This is a genomic window from Bradyrhizobium australiense (assembly GCF_013114825.1).
GTDB lineage: Bacteria > Pseudomonadota > Alphaproteobacteria > Rhizobiales > Xanthobacteraceae > Bradyrhizobium > Bradyrhizobium australiense.
Genome location: NZ_JAAVLX010000004.1, coordinates 547,131 through 566,340, shown reverse-complemented (window position 1 = coordinate 566,340; position 19,210 = coordinate 547,131). Strand labels below are relative to the sequence as shown.

Here is a 19,210-nt window from a genome sequence, read left to right as displayed (position 1 = left end):
GCTTAAATCACGGCAACGATCCACGATGCCGAAAATTTCACCGGCTGCAACGCGCTTGCCCGTCTTCATTTGAGCAGCACGATCTTAGTTCGGCGGAAAAGATAGCGCTACCATTTTTCTTGTGGCTCGATTCATGCTGGGCGTCGACATCAAACGCTTTGCGGCGTGGAGCTCTCACGGACCATCAACTGAAAACCGAGGTCGAGAATTGGCTCCTGCGGGCGACGCCCCTCGATTGACTCGATCACCATTGTGACGGCGTGCCGGCCCATTTCATAGCGATTGGTTCGCACACTGGAGAGCGAGGGGACCGCGGAGGCCGTGAATTCCAGGTCATTGAAGCCGACAATGGCCAAATCGCCGGGAACCGATATCTGGCGGCGCTGGCATTCGAACAGGACGCCGAGCGCAAGATCGTCGTTGACGCAGAAGACGGCATCGATGTCAGGCGCCTGCGCCAGCAGGTCAGCAAACAGTGTTCCGCCAAGCGTGACGGTCGTCGGCACTGACGTGGTGACGATGAGGTTCGGGTCGAACAGAGAGGCATCCTTCATGGCATCGCGATACCCTTCGAATCGCCGCTGCACGCGAGGGTCCATTCGCGCGCCGAGAAATCCGATGCGGCGGCGCCCCTGTTCGAGGATGTGCGAAATCGCCGCAGAAGCCGCGTCATAATGCGAAAAGCCCACCATCATGTCGACCGGACTATCGCCGATCTCCATGATCTGCGTGACCGGACAATTCATCGATTCCAGGATGGCGCGCGATTCCGCGGTCTGATTGATGCCGGTGACGATCAATCCTGCGGGCTTCTGTGCCCGAAACAGGCGCAGCAGCTTTTCCTCTTGCAGGATGCTGTAGCGCGTATTGGCAAGTTGAATGGTGTAGCGGCTACCTTCGGAAGAATCGTAGATGCCGCGCAACACGTCGGCGAACACGTTGTTGGTAAGAGAAGGAATGACGACGCCGATTACTTCGGTACGGTGCGAGGCGAGGGCGCGCGCGGCGAGATTGGGCACATAACCCAGTTCCTTCACAGCGCTGTCGACGCGTTCCCGCTTGCTCAACGACAGCGCTTCGGGGTTCCTGAAAAAACGCGATGCCGTGATTGGACTGACGCCAGCGAGCTTGGCGACCTCGGTGAGGCGGATTTTGCCAGACTTTGTCTGTTTTCGTCCCATCTTGCGCTCATATCACAACGGATTAGACGTTTGAACAATTATTGACAGCGCTACCATCGGATTGCTAAAAGCCGCCAAACTGCGGATGATAATGACCGTTGAATTCGGCTTCCGGCATTAGAGTCGAAAAGACAGCATGGCGTCGTCGCCCGTCTGTGGCGCCACAAAACAGAACATGAGGGGAGAGAGTTCGATGTCGTCGGTACAGATTCGCGACGTGCGCAAGTCGTTCGGAAACTTTGAAGTTTTGCACGGCGTGTCGATTCCGATCGAGGATGGCGAGTTCGTCGTGCTCGTCGGCCCCTCCGGCTGTGGCAAGTCGACCTTGCTGCGGATGCTCGCAGGCCTCGAAAACATCACCTCCGGCACGATTTCGATCGGCGATCGCGTGGTCAACAATGTCCAGCCCAAAGAGCGCGACATTGCCATGGTGTTCCAGAACTATGCGCTCTATCCGCACATGACGGTCGCCGACAATATGGGCTTCTCGCTCAAACTGCGCGGCGCCAAGCCCGAGGAAATCTCGACCGGCGTCAAGCGCGCCGCAGAAATCCTTGCGCTGACCCCGTTGCTCGACCGCTATCCCCGGCAATTGTCGGGCGGCCAGCGCCAACGCGTCGCTATGGGCCGCGCCATCGTGCGCGACCCGCAAGTGTTCCTGTTCGATGAGCCCTTGTCCAACCTCGACGCCAAGCTGCGCGTGGCAATGCGCACCGAGATCAAGGAACTGCATCAGCGGCTCAAGACCACGACGGTCTATGTTACCCACGACCAGATCGAGGCCATGACGATGGCCGACAAGATCGTGGTGATGCATGACGGCATCGTCGAGCAGATGGGCACCCCGCTCGAACTCTACGACAGTCCGGCGAACCAGTTCGTTGCGGGTTTCATCGGCTCGCCGGCGATGAATTTCCTTAAAGGAAAGGTGAAGTCGAACGGCAGCGCCGGGTTCGAAGGCCCGAACGGGGTCAAGCTGCCGCTAGCGACGGCACCAGCCAATTCCGACGGCCAGCCGGCTGTCTATGGCGTGCGGCCCGAGCATTTCACCATCGCCGATGACGGCGCCGAGGCTGAGATCGTCGTGGTCGAGCCGACGGGATCGGAAACCCAGGTCTTCGCCAAGCTCGGCGGAGAGCAGGTGGTCGCCGTATTCCGCGAGCGGCATCAATTCAGTCCGGGCGACAAGGTCCGGCTCAAGCCGGATCCGTCGCTCGTGCATCTGTTCGACGAGACGACGGGCAAGCGACTGAATGGCTGAGCAATAACTAATGGGCTGAGCAACAACCAAAAAATACTCAAAGGGAGGATGGACCATGCAAGACTTTACCCGCCGCTCTCTGCTTCAAGGCGGCACCGCGCTGGCAGCCGCCGGCGCGCTGACCGGACCGGCACTGCTCGATTTCGCCAAGGCCTGGGCGCAGGCCTCGCCGTGGAAGGCGGAGCAGGGCGCCAAACTCACCGTGATGCGCTGGAAGCGCTTCGTGCCGGCGGAGGACGATGCATTCAACGCAATGGTCGCCGCGTTCAAGGCCGCGACCGGCACCGAAATGAACGTGTTCTCGGAGTCGTTCGAGGACGTGCAGCCGAAGGCGTCCGTTGCCGCCAACACCGGCTCGGGTCTCGACATGGCTTGGGGCCTGCATACGCTGCCGCAGCTCTTCCCGACCAAGGTCCTGAAGATGAACGACGTTGCCGATTATCTCGGCAAGAAGTATGGCGGATGGACCGAAGCGGCCGCAGTTACCTGCAAGCAGGGCAACGACTGGCTCGGCATTCCCGTAGCCACCGTCGGCGGCTACATGACCTATCGCAAGTCGGCGACCGACAAGGCCGGCTTCAAGGAGTTCCCGAAGGACTTCCCGGGATTCCTTGAAATGTGCAAAGCGATGAAGGCCAATAACACCCCGGCCGGCTTCGCGCTTGGCCACGCCTCCGGCGACGCCAATGCGTGGCTGCACTGGATCCTCTGGGGCCACAACGCCTGGACCGTCGACAAGAACGACAAGGTGAGCATCAACTCGCCGGAGACAGTCAAGGCACTGGAATACTGCAAGGCGCTGTCCGAGACCTTCATTCCAGGCGTGGCGTCCTGGAACGACTCCTCGAACAACAAGGCTTTTCTCGCGGGCGAGCTGTTTTGCACGTCCAACGGTATCTCGATCTACGTCGCCGCCAAGGACGACGCGAGCAAGAAGGATATCGCCGAGGACACCTACCACGCGCTGTGGCCGGTCGGTCCGATCGGGAAGCCGACCGAACTGCAGCTCTGCGTTCCGATCCTGGCGTTCAACTTCACCAAATATCCGAACGCGGCGAAGGCCTTTACCGCCTTCATGCTGGAAAAGGAAAACTACGAGAAGTGGCTTTCGGGCGCGCGCGGATATCTGACACACACACTCAACGCCTACGACTCGGCTCCGGTGTGGACCGCGGACCCGAAGAATGCGGTATTTGCCCAAGCGAGCAAACGTGCGCTTCCGGCTTCGGGCATCGGTACGCCCGGCGAAAAGGCGGCGACTGCGATCGCCGACTTCATCGTGGTCGACATGTTCGCCAACTACTGCACCGGTGCCAAGGATGCCAAGACCGCGGTCGCGGAAGCCGAGCGGCAATTGAAGCGTATTTATCGCTGACGAACCGGAGCGGACGACGGTGCCGTCGTCCGCTCCGTCACTACAGGCGTAGTCCGGAAAAGCAGGGGGGCGGCTTTCCGGCAGATACATGCGCAGTGCAAAGACGTAATCGGGACATCAGGCATGGCTGACATCGCAATCGCGCCAAGACGCGCCAAGACGGAAATCCGCGAGGCCAGCGCGTGGGACCAGCTCAAGCACAACCGTAACTGGCTGGGCTTCTGGTTCATGGTGCCGGCGCTGGCGTTCCTGATCTTCTTCCTGGCCTATCCGCTTGGTCTCGGCATCTGGCTTTCGTTCACCGACACCCGGATCGGCCGCGTCGGCCACTATATCGGTACCGAGAATTACGAGTGGCTATGGGACGACGCGATCTTCTGGCTCTCGGTCTTCAACACCCTTCTCTACACATTCGTCGCCAGCGCGATCAAATTCGGCATAGGGCTCTATCTGGCGCTGCTGTTGAACGAGAACATGCCGTTCAAGGCGATGCTGCGCGCGCTGGTGCTGATCCCCTTCATCGTCCCGACCGTGCTGTCGGCGCTGGCGTTCTGGTGGATTTTCGATTCGCAATTCTCGATCATTTCGTGGTCGCTGAAGCACCTCGGCATCATCAGCCAGAACATCAATTTCCTCGGCGATACGACCTGGGCGCGGATCTGCGTGATCTTTGCCAATATCTGGCGCGGTGTGCCGTTTGTCGCGATCACGTTGCTGGCCGGCCTGCAGACCGTGTCGCCGTCGCTCTATGAAGCCGCCACTCTGGACGGCGCCACCCGCTGGCAGGTGTTCCGCCACATTACCTATCCGCTGCTTACGCCGATCATCGCTGTCGTGATGACGTTCTCGGTGCTTTTCACTTTTACCGACTTCCAGCTGATCTGGGCGATGACGCGCGGCGGCCCGGTCAATGCCACCCACCTGATGGCAACCTTGTCCTATCAGCGCGCGATCATCGCGGGGCAGTTGGGCGAGGGCGCTGCGATTTCCAGCGCCATGATCCCGTTCTTGCTCGCGGCCATCATGATTTCGTGGTTCGGATTGCAGCGGCGCAAGTGGCAGCAGGGAGAAAACAATGACTGACCTGCCCACCAGATCCCTCGATATCAAAGGCGTGCTGTCGGGCTCGGCACCGACAGTTGCGAAAGACGATCACAGCGAAGGCATGAGTTATCTGCAGTCGGTACCGCGCCGGCTGGTGACGCTCTATTTGCCGCTCTCGATCATCGTCATCGTCCTGCTTTTTCCGTTCTACTGGATGGCGCTGACGTCGGTGAAGCCTGACGAGCAGTTGCTCGATATGGAAACCTATAGTCCGTTCTGGACCTGGAATCCTACCTTCAAGCATTTCTACAAATTGCTGTTCGAGAGCTATTATCCCTACTGGCTCTGGAACACGATGTATGTCGCGGTTTGCGCCACCATCCTGTCGATCATCGCGAGCGTGCTCGCCGCCTATGCCATCGTCCGGCTCCGTTACAAGGGTGCCAACCTGGTCGGCGGCCTGATCTTCCTGGCCTATCTGGTGCCGCCGTCGATCCTGTTCATTCCGCTGGCGACCGTGGTGTTCCAGTACGGCCTGTTCGATTCGCCGCTGGCGCTGATCCTGACCTATCCGACCATCCTGATCCCGTTCTCGACCTGGCTGTTGATGGGGTACTTTAAAACCATCCCGTTCGAACTGGAGGAATGCGCGTTGATCGACGGCGCCAGCCGCTGGCAGATCCTGATCAAGATCGTGCTGCCGCTGGCGATCCCGGGCCTGATCTCGGCGTTCATCTTCTGCTTCACGCTGTGCTGGAACGAGTTCATCTATGCGCTGACCTTCCTGCAATCGACCTCCAACAAGACGGTGCCGGTCGCGATCGTCAACGAGTTCGTCGACGGCGACATCTACCGCTGGGGCTCGCTGATGGCGGGCGCGCTGGCGGGCTCCTTGCCGCTCGTTATCCTTTACGCCTTCTTCGTCGAGCACTATGTGTCGGCCATGACGGGAGCCGTGAAAGAGTGAGCGCTTTAAGGCCCGGGTCTGATAACAGGGTTCAAAAAGGAGACGGGTCTTGCACATTCTGATTCTCGGCGCCGCCGGCATGGTGGGCCGCAAGCTGACCGAACGGCTGTTGCGCGACGGCCGCCTCGGCAAGCACGACATCACCCGCATGACCCTGCAGGACGTAGTGGTGCCCGCCAAGCCCGCAAACGCGTCGATCCCGATCAGCGTCGTGGCCTCCGACTTTGCCGATCCCGGCGCGGCGGAACCGCTGATCGCGCATCGGCCGGAGGTGATCTTTCACCTCGCCGCGATCGTGTCCGGCGAGGCCGAGGCCGAGTTCGACAAGGGCTACCGGATCAATCTCGACGGTACGCGATACTTGATCGATGCCATCCGCCACGCCGGCGGCGGCTACAAGCCGCGGCTGGTGTTCACGTCCTCGATCGCGGTGTTCGGCGCGCCGTTTCCGGAAAAGATCGGCGACGAATTCTTCCATACACCGCTGACCAGCTATGGCACGCAGAAGTCGATCTGCGAACTCCTGATCAACGACTACACGCGCAAGGGCCTGCTCGACGGCATCTCGATCCGCCTGCCCACGATCTGCGTGCGGCCGGGCAAGCCGAACAAGGCGGCCTCTGGCTTCTTCTCCAACATCATCCGCGAGCCGCTCGCGGGTGAGGAGGCGGTGCTGCCGGTATCCGAGGATGTGCGGCACTGGCACGCCTCGCCGAAATCGGCGGTCGGCTTTCTGATCCACGCCGGCACCATGGACCTCAATGCGATGGGACCGCGGCGTAACCTCAGCATGCCCGGCCTATCGGTAACGGTCGGCGAACAGATCGCAGCGCTCGACCGCGTCGCTGGCAAGAACGTCACGGCGCGCATCAAGCGCGTGCCCGATCCGACCATCATCGGTATTGTCAGCGGCTGGCCGCGCGATTTCGTCACCGACCGGGCGTTGAAGCTCGGCTTCACCACCGCGGAAAAGACGTTCGACGACATCATTCGCATCCACATCGAGGATGAGCTTGGCGGCAAGTTTGCGGCCTGACGTTGTCTCACGCTAAGTCGCGCGGATGCGGTTATGAGCAGAGTAGCCTGCATTGGCGAATGCATGATCGAGCTGAAGCAGGCCCAAGGGACTAAGGCTGGCCTGTATTCGCGCGGCTATGGCGGCGATACCCTTAACACCGCCGTCTATCTCGCCCGCCTCGGTGTCGGCGCCGACTACATCACCGCGCTTGGCGACGATACGCTCAGCGACGAGATGATAGCAGGTTGGGCGGCGGAAGGCGTCGGCACAGCGCGCGTGGCGCGGCTACCGGGCAAGCTGCCCGGTCTCTATATGATCGAGACCGACGACAAAGGTGAACGCCGGTTCTTCCACTGGCGCGACAGCGCCGCCGCGCGCAGCCTGATGGATTTGCCGCAGACGCCGGATGTCCTGAGTTCCCTGTCGAATTACGACACCATCTATCTCTCGGCGATCACGCTGTCGCTTTACGGCGGGGAAGGCCGGGCGCGGCTGTTTGCGGCGCTGAAGCGTGCGCGTGAATTGGGAGCCCGTTTCGCCTTCGACACTAATTTCCGCGCCCGCGGTTGGCCCGATCTCGACGTCGCGCGCTCCGTTTTCCAGGAGGCTTTTGCCGCAGCCGATATCGTGCTGGCGTCCACCGAGGACCTGCTGCCGCTCTATCCCGGCGAAAGCAATGACGCCTTGCTGGCGCGGATTCCGGGCGCGGAGGTGGTGTTGAAGCTTTCGGAGCCGGCGAGCCTTCTTCGTATTCAGGGCACACTTCATCCAGTGAAGGCCGAGCCGCTGAAAGCGCCCGTCGTCGATACCACGGCGGCCGGCGACAGTTTTGCCGCTGCCTACGTTGCCGCGCGCCTTCTGGGCGCGGACCCGATCGAAGCCGCGCGGGCGGGACACCGCCTCGCCGGGGTTGTGGTATGCCATCCTGGGGCGATCATCCCGCGTGCGGCGATGCCGCCCGGTATGGTTCCCGCTACCTCTCACAAGGCATCGCCATGACCGCAGCTTCCCGGCAGGAAAAACTCGCCGCCATCTTCAAGTCCGCGATCGTCATCCCCGTGCTCACGATCGAGCGGTTCGAGGACGCGGTGCCACTTGCGCGCGCGCTGGTTGCGGGTGGGGTGCGTGTGCTGGAGGTCACCCTGCGGACGCCGGTCGCCGCTGACGCCGCCAAGGCCATGATATCAGAGGTGCCGGAAGCAATCGTTGGCATCGGTACGATCCTGAACGCCGACGATCTCGCAAGGGCGAAGGCACTCGGGGCCAAATTCGGCATCAGCCCGGGTGCGACGCCGGAGCTTTTGAAGGCTGCTGCTGGAACCGACCTGCCGTTTGCCCCGGGGGTCGCGACCGCTTCCGAGCTGATGCAGGCGCTGGCGGCCGGCTTCGACATCGTTAAATTCTTCCCAGCGGAACAGTCCGGCGGTATCAAGGCACTTCGGGCGCTGGCGGGGCCGTTTCCGAGTATCAGGGTCTGCCCGACCGGTGGCATCGGAGAGGCCAATGCCGCATCCTGGCTGGCGGAGCCGAATGTCGTGGCGGTGGGCGGCTCCTGGCTGTGCCCGGCGGCCGATATCCGCTCCGGTAACTGGGCCGGCATAACCGCCATGTGCGCGCGGACCATGAAATCGCTGAAACCGGCGTGAAGTCTTTTTCCTGATAGGGTACAAAGGCTTCAGAACCGGAACAGGGAGAACGACCATGACAGCCAGCATCGTCGGATGGGCGCACACGCCGTTCGGCAAGTTCGACGCGGAAACCGTCGAGAGCCTCGTGGTCAAGGTTGCGACCGATGCGCTGACCGACGCCGGCATATCAGCCGAAGACGTCGACGAGATCGTGCTCGGGCATTTCAATGCCGGCTTTTCGCCGCAGGATTTTACCGCCTCGCTGGTGCTGCAGGCCGACCCGAAATTACGCTTTAAGCCGGCCACGCGGGTGGAAAATGCCTGTGCCACCGGTTCGGCGGCGGTACACCAGGGTATCCGTGCGATCGCCTCGGGCGCGGCCAGGATCGTGCTGGTGGTCGGCGTCGAGCAGATGACGCGGACCCCCTCGGCTGATATTGGGCGCTACCTGCTGAAGGCGTCCTATTTGCCCGAGGATGGCGAGACCGTCGGCGGCTTTGCCGGCGTGTTCGGCAAGATCGCGCAAGGTTACTTCCAGAAATACGGCGACCAGTCGGATGCGCTGGCCATGATCGCGGCCAAGAATCACAAGAACGGCGTCGCCAACCCCTATGCGCAGATGCGCAAGGATTTTGGCTTTGAATTCTGCCGCTCCGAGAGCGAGAAGAATCCCTATGTCGCCGGCCCCCTGAAGCGCACCGACTGCTCGCTGGTGTCGGACGGCGCGGCAGCCCTGGTGCTGACGGATTCTGAAACTGCGAAGACGATGGGCAAGGCGGTGAACTTCCGCGCTACCGCGCATGCGCAGGATTTCCTGCCGATGTCAAAGCGCGACATTCTGCAGTTCGAAGGCTGCACGGTGGCCTGGCAGCGCGCGCTGGCGCAGGCCGGCGTTCAGCTCTCCGATCTCTCTTTCGTCGAAACCCATGACTGCTTCACGGTTGCCGAACTGATCGAATATGAAGCGATGGGGCTGACGCCGCGCGGACAGGGTGCCCGCGCCATCAAGGAAGGCTGGACGCAGAAGGACGGCAAGCTGCCGGTCAATCCATCCGGCGGTCTGAAAGCCAAGGGCCACCCGATCGGCGCCACCGGTGTCTCCATGCATGTGATGAGCGCGATGCAGCTCGTCGGCCAGGCGCCCGAGGGCATGCAGCTGAAGAATGCAAAACTTGCCGGCATCTTCAATATGGGCGGCGCGGCGGTGGCGAACTACGTATCCGTGCTGGAGCCCGTGAAGTAACCGCGAAACGTGCTACCGTAGGGTGGGCAAAGGCGCGCTTGCGCCCCCGCCCACCATTAGTGCCGTGAGATGGGCTGGTGGGCACGCTTCGCTTTGCCCACCCTACAGTTTTCCGGAGCGTGCATCATGAGCAACGAAAGTTCGATGTCAGAGGCGGAACTGAACAACCGGATCAGGATTCTGGAAGACAACATCCGCCAGTTAATCGAACAGGCTGCCGCCGCCTCCGGCGAACGGAACGAAGCGCGCATCGCCGATCGCCTCAGCCAGCAGAATGAAGAGCTGGAACGGCTGACCCGGGAACGCGACGCCAGGTCCAAGAAAGAACCATCGAAGAAATAGCCGCTATCGCGCATACGCCCATACGCTGGGCGCGCCTTGATATTCGTAAGCGCCTGCCGTTACTTGGTTCGCAGACAATTATGCGACCGGAGATGGCCGCGTATCGGGAGCAAGGCTAATCCATGGGACCGTTGGCGGGCATCAAGGTCATCGACATGACGACCGTGCTGATGGGGCCCTATGCCACCCAGATGCTCGGCGATTACGGTGCCGACGTGATCAAGATTGAATCGCTGGACGGGGACGTGACGCGGCAGATCGGGCCGACCCGCCATCCCGGCATGGGGCCGGTGTTTCTCAACACCAACCGCAGCAAGCGCTCGATCTGCCTCGATCTGAAGAAGCCGGCGGGGCGTGACGCCGTGCTGCGGCTGATCAAATCCGCCGACGTGCTGGTCTATAATGTGCGCCCGCAGGCGATGGCGCGGCTGAACCTCGGCTACGACGTGGTGTCGGAAGTAAATCCGCGCCTGATCTACGCAGGCGTGTTTGGCTTCGGCCAAGACGGGCCCTATGCCGCAAAACCCGCCTATGACGATCTGATCCAGGGCGCGACCGCACTGCCGGCGCTGATGGCGCAGACTGCTGATGGCGTGCCGCGCTACGTGCCCAATGCGCTGGTCGACCGTATCGTCGGGCTCACCGCGGTGGGCGCGATCTGTGCCAGTCTCGTCGATCGTAACCGTACCGGGCGCGGCCAGCGCGTCGATATTCCGATGTTCGAAACCATGGCCGGTTTCGTGATGGGCGACCACATGGGCGGGCTCACTTATGAGCCGCCGCTCGACAAGGGCGGCTATGCCCGTCATCTGTCGCCGGATCGCCGGCCTTACAAGACTTCCGACGGCTATATCTGCGTGATCGTCTACAACGACAAGCAGTGGCAGAATTTCTTCGATGCCACCGGGCGTGACGATCTTCGCGTCCACCCAAAATTTGCGACCTTCGCTGGCCGCGCCGCCAATATCGACGCTGTTTATGCCGAGCTGGCGCGCATCCTTGAGACCAAGACCACCGCCGAATGGTCTGCCATCCTGGAGAAGGCGGACGTGCCGGTCATGCCGATGCACGATCTCGAAAGCCTGCTCGGCGATCCCCACATTGTCGCGACGAACTTCTTCCCGGTTGTTGATCATCCGACCGAGGGCCGCATCCGCAACATGAGGCCGTCGGCGCGATTTTCCGAAACGCCGGTCGAGACGAAGCGGCTGGCGCCGCGCCTCAGCGAGCACAGCGTCGAAATCCTGCAAGAAGCTGGCTTTACGCCCGACGAGATCGCAAGCCTGGTGCGCGATGGCGTCACCAAGGCCGTGCCAAACACATAGGACGCAGACATGGATTTTGCGCTGTCGGCGAACCAGGAGTCGATCCGCGACGCGGTCGGGAAAATCTGCTCGCGTTTCGACGATGCCTATTGGCTGAAGAAGGACAAGGAGGGCGGCTACCCCGCCGACTTCCACCGCGCGCTGGCGGATGCCGGCTGGCTCGGCATCTGCATCCCCGAGGAATATGGCGGATCGGGGTTAGGCATCACTGACGCTGCGATTATGATGCGGACTATTTCGGAATCGGGCGCCGGGATGTCCGGCGCCTCCGCCGTGCATATGAACGTGTTCGGGCTCAATCCGGTCGTCGTGTTCGGCACCAAGGAGCAATGCACGCGCATGCTGCCGCCGATCATCGACGGCCGGGACAAATCCTGCTTCGCCGTGACTGAACCTAACACCGGACTAAACACCACGCAGTTGAAAACCCGCGCGGTGCGCAAGGGTGACAAATATGTCGTCAACGGCCAGAAGGTCTGGATTTCAACGGCACAAGTCGCCAACAAGATCCTGCTGCTGGCGCGCACCACGCCGCTGGAAGAGGTGAAGAACCCGACCCACGGCTTGAGCCTGTTCTACACGGATTTCGACAAGAAACGCGTCACCGTGCACGAGATCGAAAAGATGGGCCGCAAGCCCGTCGATTCAAACGAGCTGTTTTTCGAGAATTTTGAAATCCCGGTCGAGGATCGCCTGGGCGAAGAGGGCCGCGGCTTCGAATACATCCTGCACGGCATGAACCCCGAGCGCATCCTGATCGCAGCCGAAGCGGTGGGCCTCGGCCAGGTCGCGCTGTCGCGGGCCGCCGCCTATGCGAAGAACCGCGTCGTGTTCAACCGTCCGATCGGGATGAACCAGGGCATCCAGCACCCGCTGGCGAAGAACTGGATGGAGCTGGAAGCCGCGTGGTTGATGGTGCTCTCGGCCGGCTGGCAGTACGACCAGGGTATGCAATGCGGGCCGGCCGCCAACGCCGCGAAATATCTCGCGGCCGAGGCCGGCTTCCACGCCTGCGAGCAGGCGGTGATGACGCATGGCGGCTTCGGCTACGCCAAGGAATATCACGTCGAGCGCTATTTGCGGGAATCGCTCATTCCGCGCATCGCGCCGATCAGTCCGCAGCTCATTCTCAGCTTTATCGCCGAGAAGGTGCTGGGGCTGCCCAAGTCGTATTGAGGATGGGAATGGGATCTCTCCGCCACGTCATTCCGGGGCGCGTGGAAGACGCGAACCCGGAATCTCGAGATTCCGGGTCTGGTCCATCGGACCATCCCGGAATGACGACATTCAACGTGGTTAGAGAACCATGAGCTTCATCACCGGCGTCGGACTAACCTCCTACGGCAAACACGAACGCTCGTCGTCGCTCGATCTCATGAGTAAAGCCGCCGAGCTCGCCATTGCCGATGCCGGGCTGAAGCGATCCGAGCTCGACGGCATTCTTTGCGGCTATTCGACGGTCTCGCCGCACATCATGCTCGCGACCGTGTTCGCCGAGCATTTTGGCATCCAGCCGTCCTACGCACATGCCGTGCAGGTCGGCGGCGCTACCGGCCTTGCCATGACCATGCTGGCGCATCAGCTGGTCGACACCGGCGTCGCCAAGCACGTGCTGGTGGTCAGCGGCGAAAACCGTCTCACCGGGCAGAGCCGGGATGCCTCGATCCAGGCGCTGGCGCAGGTCGGCCATCCTGATTACGAAGTACCGCTGGGGCCGACGATCCCCGCCTATTACGGCCTCGTCGCCTCGCGCTACATGCACGAATATGGCGTCACCCAGGAAGATCTCGCCGAATTCGCGGTTCTGATGCGCGCCCACGCCGTGATGCATCCTGGCGCGCAGTTCCATGAGCCGATCACCGTCGCCGATGTGATGGCCTCGAAACCGGTGGCGATGCCGCTCAAGCTGCTGGATTGCTGTCCGGTGTCGGATGGCGGCGCCGCGTTCGTGGTCAGCCGCGAACCGACCGGCTCGGCCGCCATTCGCGTGCGCGGTTGCGCGCAGGCGCATACCCATCAGCACGTCACGGCGGCGCCAGCTTTAAGCGAACTCGGCGCGGAGATCGCGATCGCCAAGGCGAAGGCTGCGTCCGGCCTCGCGATATCGGACGTGCGCTACGCCGCGGTCTATGACAGCTTCACCATTACGCTGGCGATGCTGCTGGAAGACCTCGGCCTTGCCGGGCGCGGCGAGGCGGCCGCGCGGGTGCAGGCAGGGTATTTCGGTCGCGACGGCGCCATGCCGCTCAATACCCATGGTGGTCTCTTAAGCTACGGCCATTGCGGCGTCGGCGGTGCGATGGCGCATCTGGTCGAGACGCATCTGCAGATGACCGAGCGTGCCGGCGTTCGGCAGGTCCGCGATGCCTCGATCGCGCTGTTGCATGGCGACGGCGGCGTGCTGTCGTCACACGTCAGCATGTTTCTGGAGCGGGTTCGATGACCGACAAACTCCCTGACTGGACCAACGGCGCAGAGGCCATCGTCTATCAATCCTGCGGTGTCTGCGGGACGGCGCAATATTTCCACCGCAGCTTCTGTGCCGCCTGTGGTGCGCCGGATCCGGTAGAGAAGCGCGCCAGCGGCAGAGCGACGGTCTATGCGACGTCACTGGTGTGCCGCGCCGCGACACCTGAGACGCGCGCGCATGTCCCCTACAATATCGTGCTGGTCGATGCGGCCGAGGGCTTTCGCATGATGGCCCATGGCGACAACGATCTCGCGATCGGCGATTTCGTTACCGCGAGCTATCGACCGTTTGTGGGAAGGCTGGTCCCATATTTCGAGAAGACCAAGTGAGTTTCAGAAAAAATGCTCACGCAGCGAAGCAACCCAGAATTACGCGGAACGGGTGAAAAATCTGAGTGCTTCGACGCGTCAACATTCAGTGCCAGTAGAACACAACGCTGGCGATGACGAGCATCGCTGTTACCGCCAGCATCTGCGCAAGTGCTTCCGAGGCCGCCTTCCTGGTGGCTTCCTTCATGCCTAACTCCCTAGACTTGGGCATGAGTCATCCTTGCCCGTGAAGGCCTGATGAGCTCAGTTTGGTTTTACTCGGAACACCCCGCGACGAGTATTCGCTCCTTTGAGTCCCCACTCAGCGAATATCGACAGTCCTGAGAATCGACCAGCATTGAGGCGGCAATTTGGCTCGCTCGCAGCCGGTTTGTGCACGAGAAAGGGAGTTTTTTAGAGCGTGTTTGATGGCTTGAGCGTAGGCCAACCCGCGACCGCAGCGTTTCGACGGTTGATCGGCTCCCTGCTGCAGTGCATGATCTCCCTGTCAGCAAATCAGAAAATCCAAGCCCCAAGGTGATGAATGGCCCGCATCGAATACAGCGATCCTGCCAAGCACAACGATCGCACCCGCGAACTGCTCGGCAAAAACCGCAATGCGAACATCTTCCGGATGATGGCGCACTCGCCGAGCTACCTCGAACAATACTGCCGGCTGGGCGGAGCGATCAGGCACAAGGGCGAACTGGACCCGATCGTGCGCGAGCTCGCCATCACCCGCACCGGCATCCTGTGCGAGGCGCCTTACGAGATCATCGCCCATAAGCGAATCGGCAAGAACGTCGGCGTGACCGACGAGCAGAACGAGGCGCTGGAGAATTGGCAGGCGGCAACCTGCTTCAACGACGTGCAGCGCGCCGCACTCGCCTTTACCGACGAAATCGTCAAGCGTCACAAGCCGGCGGACGCGACCTTCAATGCGATTGCCGCCAAACTGACGCCGGGCGCGCTGGTCGAACTGCAGCTTTCGGTCGGCTTCTACATCATGACATCGAAGTTTCTGGAAACCTTTGCCATCGACATGCAGCCGGTGACGGAAGTGGTGGGGTGAGCAGCGGTCGTTTCGTGAACCGCTGATCTCAATTCGCAGGCCCGTATCGCTGTATTGCCTCCAGCGTCAGTCCCTTGCCGACGGCGCCGAAGATGTCGCCTTCAACGATGCGGGCTGACGGCACGGCCTGGGTGATCGCCTTGTGGACGTGCGCGAGTTTTACCGAGCCGCCGGTCAGGAATACGGAGTCGATATCTTCAGCGGTCAGTCTTGCCTGAACGAGGCAGTTCCTGATGCGCGCCGCGATGCGATCGGCCAACTGCCTGGTATGGCTGACGAGGTCAGTGCAGCCGATCTCCGCGCTGAGACCGGGGGCAACCCACTCCAGCGGAATTTCTGCCCGGCGCTTCTCGGACAGGGCGATCTTGGCGTCTTCGACTTCCATTGCCAGCGTATGGCCGCGCTGTTCGTGCACCACGCGGATCAGTCGGTCGAGAAGTTCCGGCTCGGCCGCCTGCTGCCGCACCTGGCGGATATCCACCATCACGCGCGGTTCATACATGCGGTTGATGTTCGACCAGGTGGCGAGGTCGTGGAAATAGCTCGACGGCACGTCAAGCCCGGCGCGCTTCATGGCGCTGCGAAATCCGAATAGCGGCATGACCACGCCAAGGCTGAGCTGACGGTCGAAATCGGTGCCGCCGATGCGCACGCCGTCATTGGCGAGAATATCGGCTGTACGATCGGCTTTGCCGTGGCGTTCGGGACCCAGGCGCACGATCGAGAAGTCCGACGTGCCGCCGCCGATATCGGCGATCAATGCGAGTTCCTCGGAAGTGATTTGCCGCTCATAGTCCAGAGCCGCGGCAATCGGTTCGAACTGAAACGTGACTTCGTCGAAACCGATTCCTTGCGCAATCGATTGCAGGGTTGCCTCCGCCTTGCGATCGGCGTCCGGCGCATTGTCGACGAAATGAACGGGGCGGCCGTGGACGACATGGCGCAGTTGGCGGCCCGTGGCCTGTTCTGCGCGACGTTTGACCGCGCCGAGGTAATAGGCAATCACATCGCGAAAGCTGATCCGCGCACGTCCGAGCCGGGTGGTTTCCTCGATCAGCGAGGTGCCGAGCACCGATTTGAGGCTGCGCATCAGGCGGCCTGCCGTGCCTTCGACATAGGCTTGCATGGCCCTGCGGCCGATCAGAACGCCGCCATCCGCCTCATAGAAGATCGCGCTGGGAATCGTGCTGTGCGCCGCCTCCAGCGCCACCAGAACCGGCGCCCGGCCATCGATAGTGCCGAGCGTCGTGTTCGACGTTCCGAAATCAAGACCGCAGATCGACATGGGAGGCTCCGGGAGGGAGCGCCCGTTTACACATTACAAGGTCATCAATCCACCCTATCTCGGCGTGGTTTCCCTGCGAATCCCGCACGGCCATTGTTGACCGACAGTACCGATCCACAGATCAATTTCTTTCGTGCGGCGGGTTGAAAAATCGCTCCGAGATGGTCCATAAGCGGCGTCCCCGCGGCCGGTCGTCCCGCCGCAAACGGCTTTGGAAAGAGGTCGCGTGGCAAATATCAATCGACAGATTGCGCAAGAGCTTGGCGTCCGCGAGGAGCAGATCGCGGCAACCGTCGAACTGCTGGACGGCGGCGCCACGGTGCCGTTCGTGGCGCGTTACCGCAAGGAAATCACCGGGGGGCTTGACGATGCGCAGTTGCGCACCCTGGAAGAGCGCCTGACTTATCTGCGCGAGCTCGAGGCGCGCCGCGTAGCGATCCTTGATTCCATCCGCGAGCAGGGCAAGCTCGACGCCGCGTTGGAAGCACAGATCATGGCGGCCGATACCAAGGGCCGCCTGGAAGACATCTACCTGCCGTTCAAGCCTAAGCGCCGCACCAAGGCCGAAATTGCCAAGGAAGCCGGCCTCGAGCCGTTGTCGGAGCTGTTGCTGAATCAGCCGCAAAACGATCCGCAGGTTGTGGCGGCGGGCTTCGTCGACGCCGAAAAGCAGGTGCCTGATGTCGCAGCCGCCCTCGAAGGCGCCCGCGCCATTATGGTGGAGCGATTCGCCGAGGACGCTGACCTGATCGGACGGCTGCGCGAGGAGATGTGGACCAGCGCGCTGATGATATCGGCGGTGCGCAAGGGCAAGAAGCTCGAAGGCGAGAAGTTCAAGGACTATTTCGATTTCAACCAATCGCTGCACAAGCTGCCGTCACATCGCATCCTCGCGTTGTTCCGCGGCGAGAAGGAAGAAATTCTGGAGCTGCAGATCCAGCCCGAGGCGAATGTGCCGGAGGCCGGAGTCCCCAGCGCCTATGAACTGAAGATCATGCAGCGCTTTGGCATCACCGATCAGAAGCGCCCGGGCGACCGCTGGCTGGTGGAGACCGCGCGCTGGGCCTGGCGCACCAAGATCCAGGTGCATCTCAACATCGACCTGCGGATGCGGTTGTGGACGGCTGCCGAGACCGAGGGCGTGCGCGTCTTTGCCTCAAACCTGCGCGACCTGCTGCTGGCGGCGCCCGCCGGCGCACGCGTCACCATGGGGCTCGATCCCGGCTACCGCTCCGGTGTGAAAACCGCGATCGTCGATGCGACGGGCAAGGTGGTGGCGACCACGACGATCTATCCGCATGAGCCGCAGCGGCAATGGAACGAAGCGCTCGCGACGCTGGGCAAACTCGCCGTCACTCATCGCGTCGATCTGATCGCGATCGGCAACGGCACCGCCTCGCGCGAGACTGACAAACTGGCGACCGAGCTGGTCAAGCTGCTGCCGGATCTGAAAATGTCGAAGATCGTCGTGTCGGAGGCCGGCGCCTCGGTCTATTCCGCCTCGGCCTTTGCGTCGGAAGAGCTGCCGGAGCTCGACGTCACCTTGCGCGGCGCGGTGTCGATCGCGCGGCGTCTCCAGGACCCGCTCGCCGAACTTGTCAAGATCGATCCGAAGGCGATCGGCGTCGGCCAGTACCAGCACGACCTCGGCGAGGCCAAGCTGGCGCGTTCCCTCGATGCCGTGGTCGAAGATTGCGTCAACGCCGTCGGCGTCGATGCCAATACCGCTTCTGCCCCGCTGCTGGCGCGGGTGTCGGGTATCGGCGCAGGGCTCGCGCAGAGTATCGTGCAGCATCGCGATGCCAACGGGCCGTTCAAGTCCCGGAAAGAGCTGAAGGAAGTGCCGCGGCTCGGACCAAAGGCGTTCGAGCAATGCGCCGGTTTCCTGCGCATCAACAATGGCGAAGACCCGTTGGATTCCTCCGGCGTGCATCCCGAAGCCTATCCGGTGGTGCGCCGGATTCTCGCAGCGACCAAGAGCGACATCAAGGCGCTGATCGGCAATGCCGATGTCGTGCGCCAGTTGAAGCCGCAAGCCTTTGTCGACGAAACCTTTGGCCTGCCGACGGTGACCGACATCCTGCGCGAACTGGAAAAGCCCGGCCGCGACCCGCGCCCGGCGTTCAAGGCCGCCGTGTTCAAGGAGGGCGTCGAGGAGATCAAGGATCTCAAGCGCGGCATGATCCTGGAAGGCACCGTCACGAACGTCGCGGCGTTCGGCGCCTTCGTCGACATCGGCGTGCACCAGGACGGGCTGGTGCACATCTCGGCGATGTCGAAGAACTTCATCAAAGACCCGCGCGAGGTGGTGAAGCCCGGCGACATCGTCAAGGTCAAGGTGCTGGAGGTCGAGGTCGCCCGCAAGCGCATCGCGCTGACGCTGCGGCTCGACGACGAAATCGGCGACAAGGGCCCCAAACTGTCGGATAGCAAGATGCGCGAGTATTCCAAGGCGTCGATGACATCGTCGTCGCCGCGCAAGCCGCAGGAGCAGGGCGGCGCGCTGGCCGAGGCGCTCCGCCGCGCCGCGGAAAAGAACGGGCGGGGCAAAGTGGGGTAGCAGCACAGAGGCTAACCACTCGGCATTGGGCATCCGGCCGGCGTTCCCCGGATGCTGCGCAGCTCGGAGCGGTGCGCTGCTGATCCGGGGTCCATAATGCGGCACGGTGGGTCCCGGCTCTGCGGAGCAGC

General features: G+C 62.1%; 17 protein-coding genes. 15 read left to right on the top strand and 2 right to left on the bottom strand.

The window, feature by feature from the left end; all coding sequences use genetic code 11:
* Positions 1 to 149: 149 nt before the first annotated feature.
* Positions 150 to 1,181: an HTH-type transcriptional regulator GntR gene (gene gntR, locus HCN58_RS14825; protein ID WP_171580094.1), complete on the bottom strand. Its 1,032-nt coding sequence runs from the start codon at positions 1,179 to 1,181 to the stop codon at positions 150 to 152.
* A 193-nt stretch (positions 1,182 to 1,374) separates the two neighbouring features.
* On the opposite strand from gntR, the gene HCN58_RS14820 reads away from it, so the two are divergent.
* From HCN58_RS14820 to HCN58_RS14755, 14 genes are all read left to right on the top strand, one after another.
* The gene (locus tag HCN58_RS14820; RefSeq protein WP_171580093.1) at positions 1,375 to 2,442 is read left to right on the top strand and encodes an ABC transporter ATP-binding protein; all 1,068 of its coding nucleotides are present in this window, start codon (positions 1,375 to 1,377) and stop codon (positions 2,440 to 2,442) included.
* A gap of 55 nt (positions 2,443 to 2,497) precedes the next feature.
* Positions 2,498 to 3,817: an ABC transporter substrate-binding protein gene (locus HCN58_RS14815; protein WP_171580092.1), complete on the top strand. Its 1,320-nt coding sequence runs from the start codon at positions 2,498 to 2,500 to the stop codon at positions 3,815 to 3,817.
* Between the two features lie 123 nt (positions 3,818 to 3,940).
* Entirely contained in the window at positions 3,941 to 4,900 is a 960-nt protein-coding gene (locus HCN58_RS14810; RefSeq protein ID WP_171580091.1) for a carbohydrate ABC transporter permease, read from the top strand.
* Complete coding sequence (locus HCN58_RS14805) at positions 4,893 to 5,828, top strand: carbohydrate ABC transporter permease (RefSeq protein WP_171580090.1); 936 nt, start codon at positions 4,893 to 4,895, stop codon at positions 5,826 to 5,828. The genes HCN58_RS14810 and HCN58_RS14805 overlap by 8 nt, the downstream gene beginning before the upstream one ends.
* Before the next feature lie 49 nt (positions 5,829 to 5,877).
* Positions 5,878 to 6,864 (top strand): D-erythronate dehydrogenase, encoded by a 987-nt coding sequence (gene denD / locus HCN58_RS14800; protein WP_171580089.1) that lies wholly within the window; start codon positions 5,878 to 5,880, stop codon positions 6,862 to 6,864.
* A 33-nt stretch (positions 6,865 to 6,897) separates the two neighbouring features.
* Positions 6,898 to 7,845 carry a sugar kinase gene (locus HCN58_RS14795; RefSeq protein ID WP_171580088.1) on the top strand — a complete coding sequence of 316 codons (948 nt, stop codon included), beginning with the start codon at positions 6,898 to 6,900 and terminating at the stop codon, positions 7,843 to 7,845.
* Positions 7,842 to 8,492, top strand: coding sequence for a bifunctional 4-hydroxy-2-oxoglutarate aldolase/2-dehydro-3-deoxy-phosphogluconate aldolase (gene eda / locus HCN58_RS14790; protein WP_171580087.1), 651 nt, complete (start codon positions 7,842 to 7,844; stop codon positions 8,490 to 8,492). Before HCN58_RS14795 ends, eda begins: the two co-directional genes overlap by 4 nt.
* Positions 8,493 to 8,547: 55 nt before the next feature.
* Complete coding sequence (locus HCN58_RS14785; protein WP_171580086.1) at positions 8,548 to 9,717, top strand: acetyl-CoA acetyltransferase; 1,170 nt, start codon at positions 8,548 to 8,550, stop codon at positions 9,715 to 9,717.
* A 126-nt stretch (positions 9,718 to 9,843) separates the two neighbouring features.
* A complete protein-coding gene (locus HCN58_RS14780; RefSeq protein WP_171580085.1) occupies positions 9,844 to 10,059 on the top strand; it encodes a hypothetical protein in 216 nt (71 codons plus the stop codon).
* Positions 10,060 to 10,181: 122 nt separating this feature from the next.
* Positions 10,182 to 11,384, top strand: a complete 1,203-nt coding sequence (locus HCN58_RS14775; protein WP_171580084.1) for a CaiB/BaiF CoA transferase family protein — start codon at positions 10,182 to 10,184, stop codon at positions 11,382 to 11,384.
* Positions 11,385 to 11,393: 9 nt separating this feature from the next.
* Positions 11,394 to 12,560: an acyl-CoA dehydrogenase family protein gene (locus HCN58_RS14770; RefSeq protein WP_171580083.1), complete on the top strand. Its 1,167-nt coding sequence runs from the start codon at positions 11,394 to 11,396 to the stop codon at positions 12,558 to 12,560.
* Positions 12,561 to 12,690: 130 nt separating this feature from the next.
* The gene (locus tag HCN58_RS14765; protein ID WP_171580082.1) at positions 12,691 to 13,827 is read left to right on the top strand and encodes a thiolase family protein; all 1,137 of its coding nucleotides are present in this window, start codon (positions 12,691 to 12,693) and stop codon (positions 13,825 to 13,827) included.
* Positions 13,824 to 14,183 carry a Zn-ribbon domain-containing OB-fold protein gene (locus HCN58_RS14760; RefSeq protein ID WP_171580081.1) on the top strand — a complete coding sequence of 120 codons (360 nt, stop codon included), beginning with the start codon at positions 13,824 to 13,826 and terminating at the stop codon, positions 14,181 to 14,183. The genes HCN58_RS14765 and HCN58_RS14760 overlap by 4 nt, the downstream gene beginning before the upstream one ends.
* A gap of 523 nt (positions 14,184 to 14,706) precedes the next feature.
* Positions 14,707 to 15,234, top strand: a complete 528-nt coding sequence (locus tag HCN58_RS14755; protein ID WP_171580080.1) for a carboxymuconolactone decarboxylase family protein — start codon at positions 14,707 to 14,709, stop codon at positions 15,232 to 15,234.
* Between the two features lie 28 nt (positions 15,235 to 15,262).
* Here the strand turns inward: HCN58_RS14755 and HCN58_RS14750 are convergent, their stop codons facing one another.
* The gene (locus HCN58_RS14750) at positions 15,263 to 16,519 is read right to left on the bottom strand and encodes an Hsp70 family protein (RefSeq protein ID WP_171580079.1); all 1,257 of its coding nucleotides are present in this window, start codon (positions 16,517 to 16,519) and stop codon (positions 15,263 to 15,265) included.
* A gap of 226 nt (positions 16,520 to 16,745) precedes the next feature.
* Between HCN58_RS14750 and HCN58_RS14745 the strand changes: the two genes are divergently transcribed.
* Positions 16,746 to 19,079: a Tex family protein gene (locus tag HCN58_RS14745; protein ID WP_171580078.1), complete on the top strand. Its 2,334-nt coding sequence runs from the start codon at positions 16,746 to 16,748 to the stop codon at positions 19,077 to 19,079.
* The last annotated feature ends 131 nt before the right edge of the window (positions 19,080 to 19,210 follow it).

Bases quoted from the DNA above. Each gene is read 5' to 3' on its own strand.
- gntR (WP_171580094.1), bottom strand. From the start codon at position 1,181: ATGGGACGAAAACAGACAAAGTCTGGCAAAATCCGCCTCACCGAGGTC.
- HCN58_RS14820 (WP_171580093.1), top strand. From the start codon at position 1,375: ATGTCGTCGGTACAGATTCGCGACGTGCGCAAGTCGTTCGGAAACTTT.
- HCN58_RS14815 (WP_171580092.1), top strand. From the start codon at position 2,498: ATGCAAGACTTTACCCGCCGCTCTCTGCTTCAAGGCGGCACCGCGCTG.
- HCN58_RS14810 (WP_171580091.1), top strand. From the start codon at position 3,941: ATGGCTGACATCGCAATCGCGCCAAGACGCGCCAAGACGGAAATCCGC.
- HCN58_RS14805 (WP_171580090.1), top strand. From the start codon at position 4,893: ATGACTGACCTGCCCACCAGATCCCTCGATATCAAAGGCGTGCTGTCG.
- HCN58_RS14795 (WP_171580088.1), top strand. From the start codon at position 6,898: ATGAGCAGAGTAGCCTGCATTGGCGAATGCATGATCGAGCTGAAGCAG.
- eda (WP_171580087.1), top strand. From the start codon at position 7,842: ATGACCGCAGCTTCCCGGCAGGAAAAACTCGCCGCCATCTTCAAGTCC.
- HCN58_RS14785 (WP_171580086.1), top strand. From the start codon at position 8,548: ATGACAGCCAGCATCGTCGGATGGGCGCACACGCCGTTCGGCAAGTTC.
- HCN58_RS14780 (WP_171580085.1), top strand. From the start codon at position 9,844: ATGAGCAACGAAAGTTCGATGTCAGAGGCGGAACTGAACAACCGGATC.
- HCN58_RS14775 (WP_171580084.1), top strand. From the start codon at position 10,182: ATGGGACCGTTGGCGGGCATCAAGGTCATCGACATGACGACCGTGCTG.
- HCN58_RS14770 (WP_171580083.1), top strand. From the start codon at position 11,394: ATGGATTTTGCGCTGTCGGCGAACCAGGAGTCGATCCGCGACGCGGTC.
- HCN58_RS14765 (WP_171580082.1), top strand. From the start codon at position 12,691: ATGAGCTTCATCACCGGCGTCGGACTAACCTCCTACGGCAAACACGAA.
- HCN58_RS14760 (WP_171580081.1), top strand. From the start codon at position 13,824: ATGACCGACAAACTCCCTGACTGGACCAACGGCGCAGAGGCCATCGTC.
- HCN58_RS14755 (WP_171580080.1), top strand. From the start codon at position 14,707: ATGGCCCGCATCGAATACAGCGATCCTGCCAAGCACAACGATCGCACC.
- HCN58_RS14750 (WP_171580079.1), bottom strand. From the start codon at position 16,519: ATGTCGATCTGCGGTCTTGATTTCGGAACGTCGAACACGACGCTCGGC.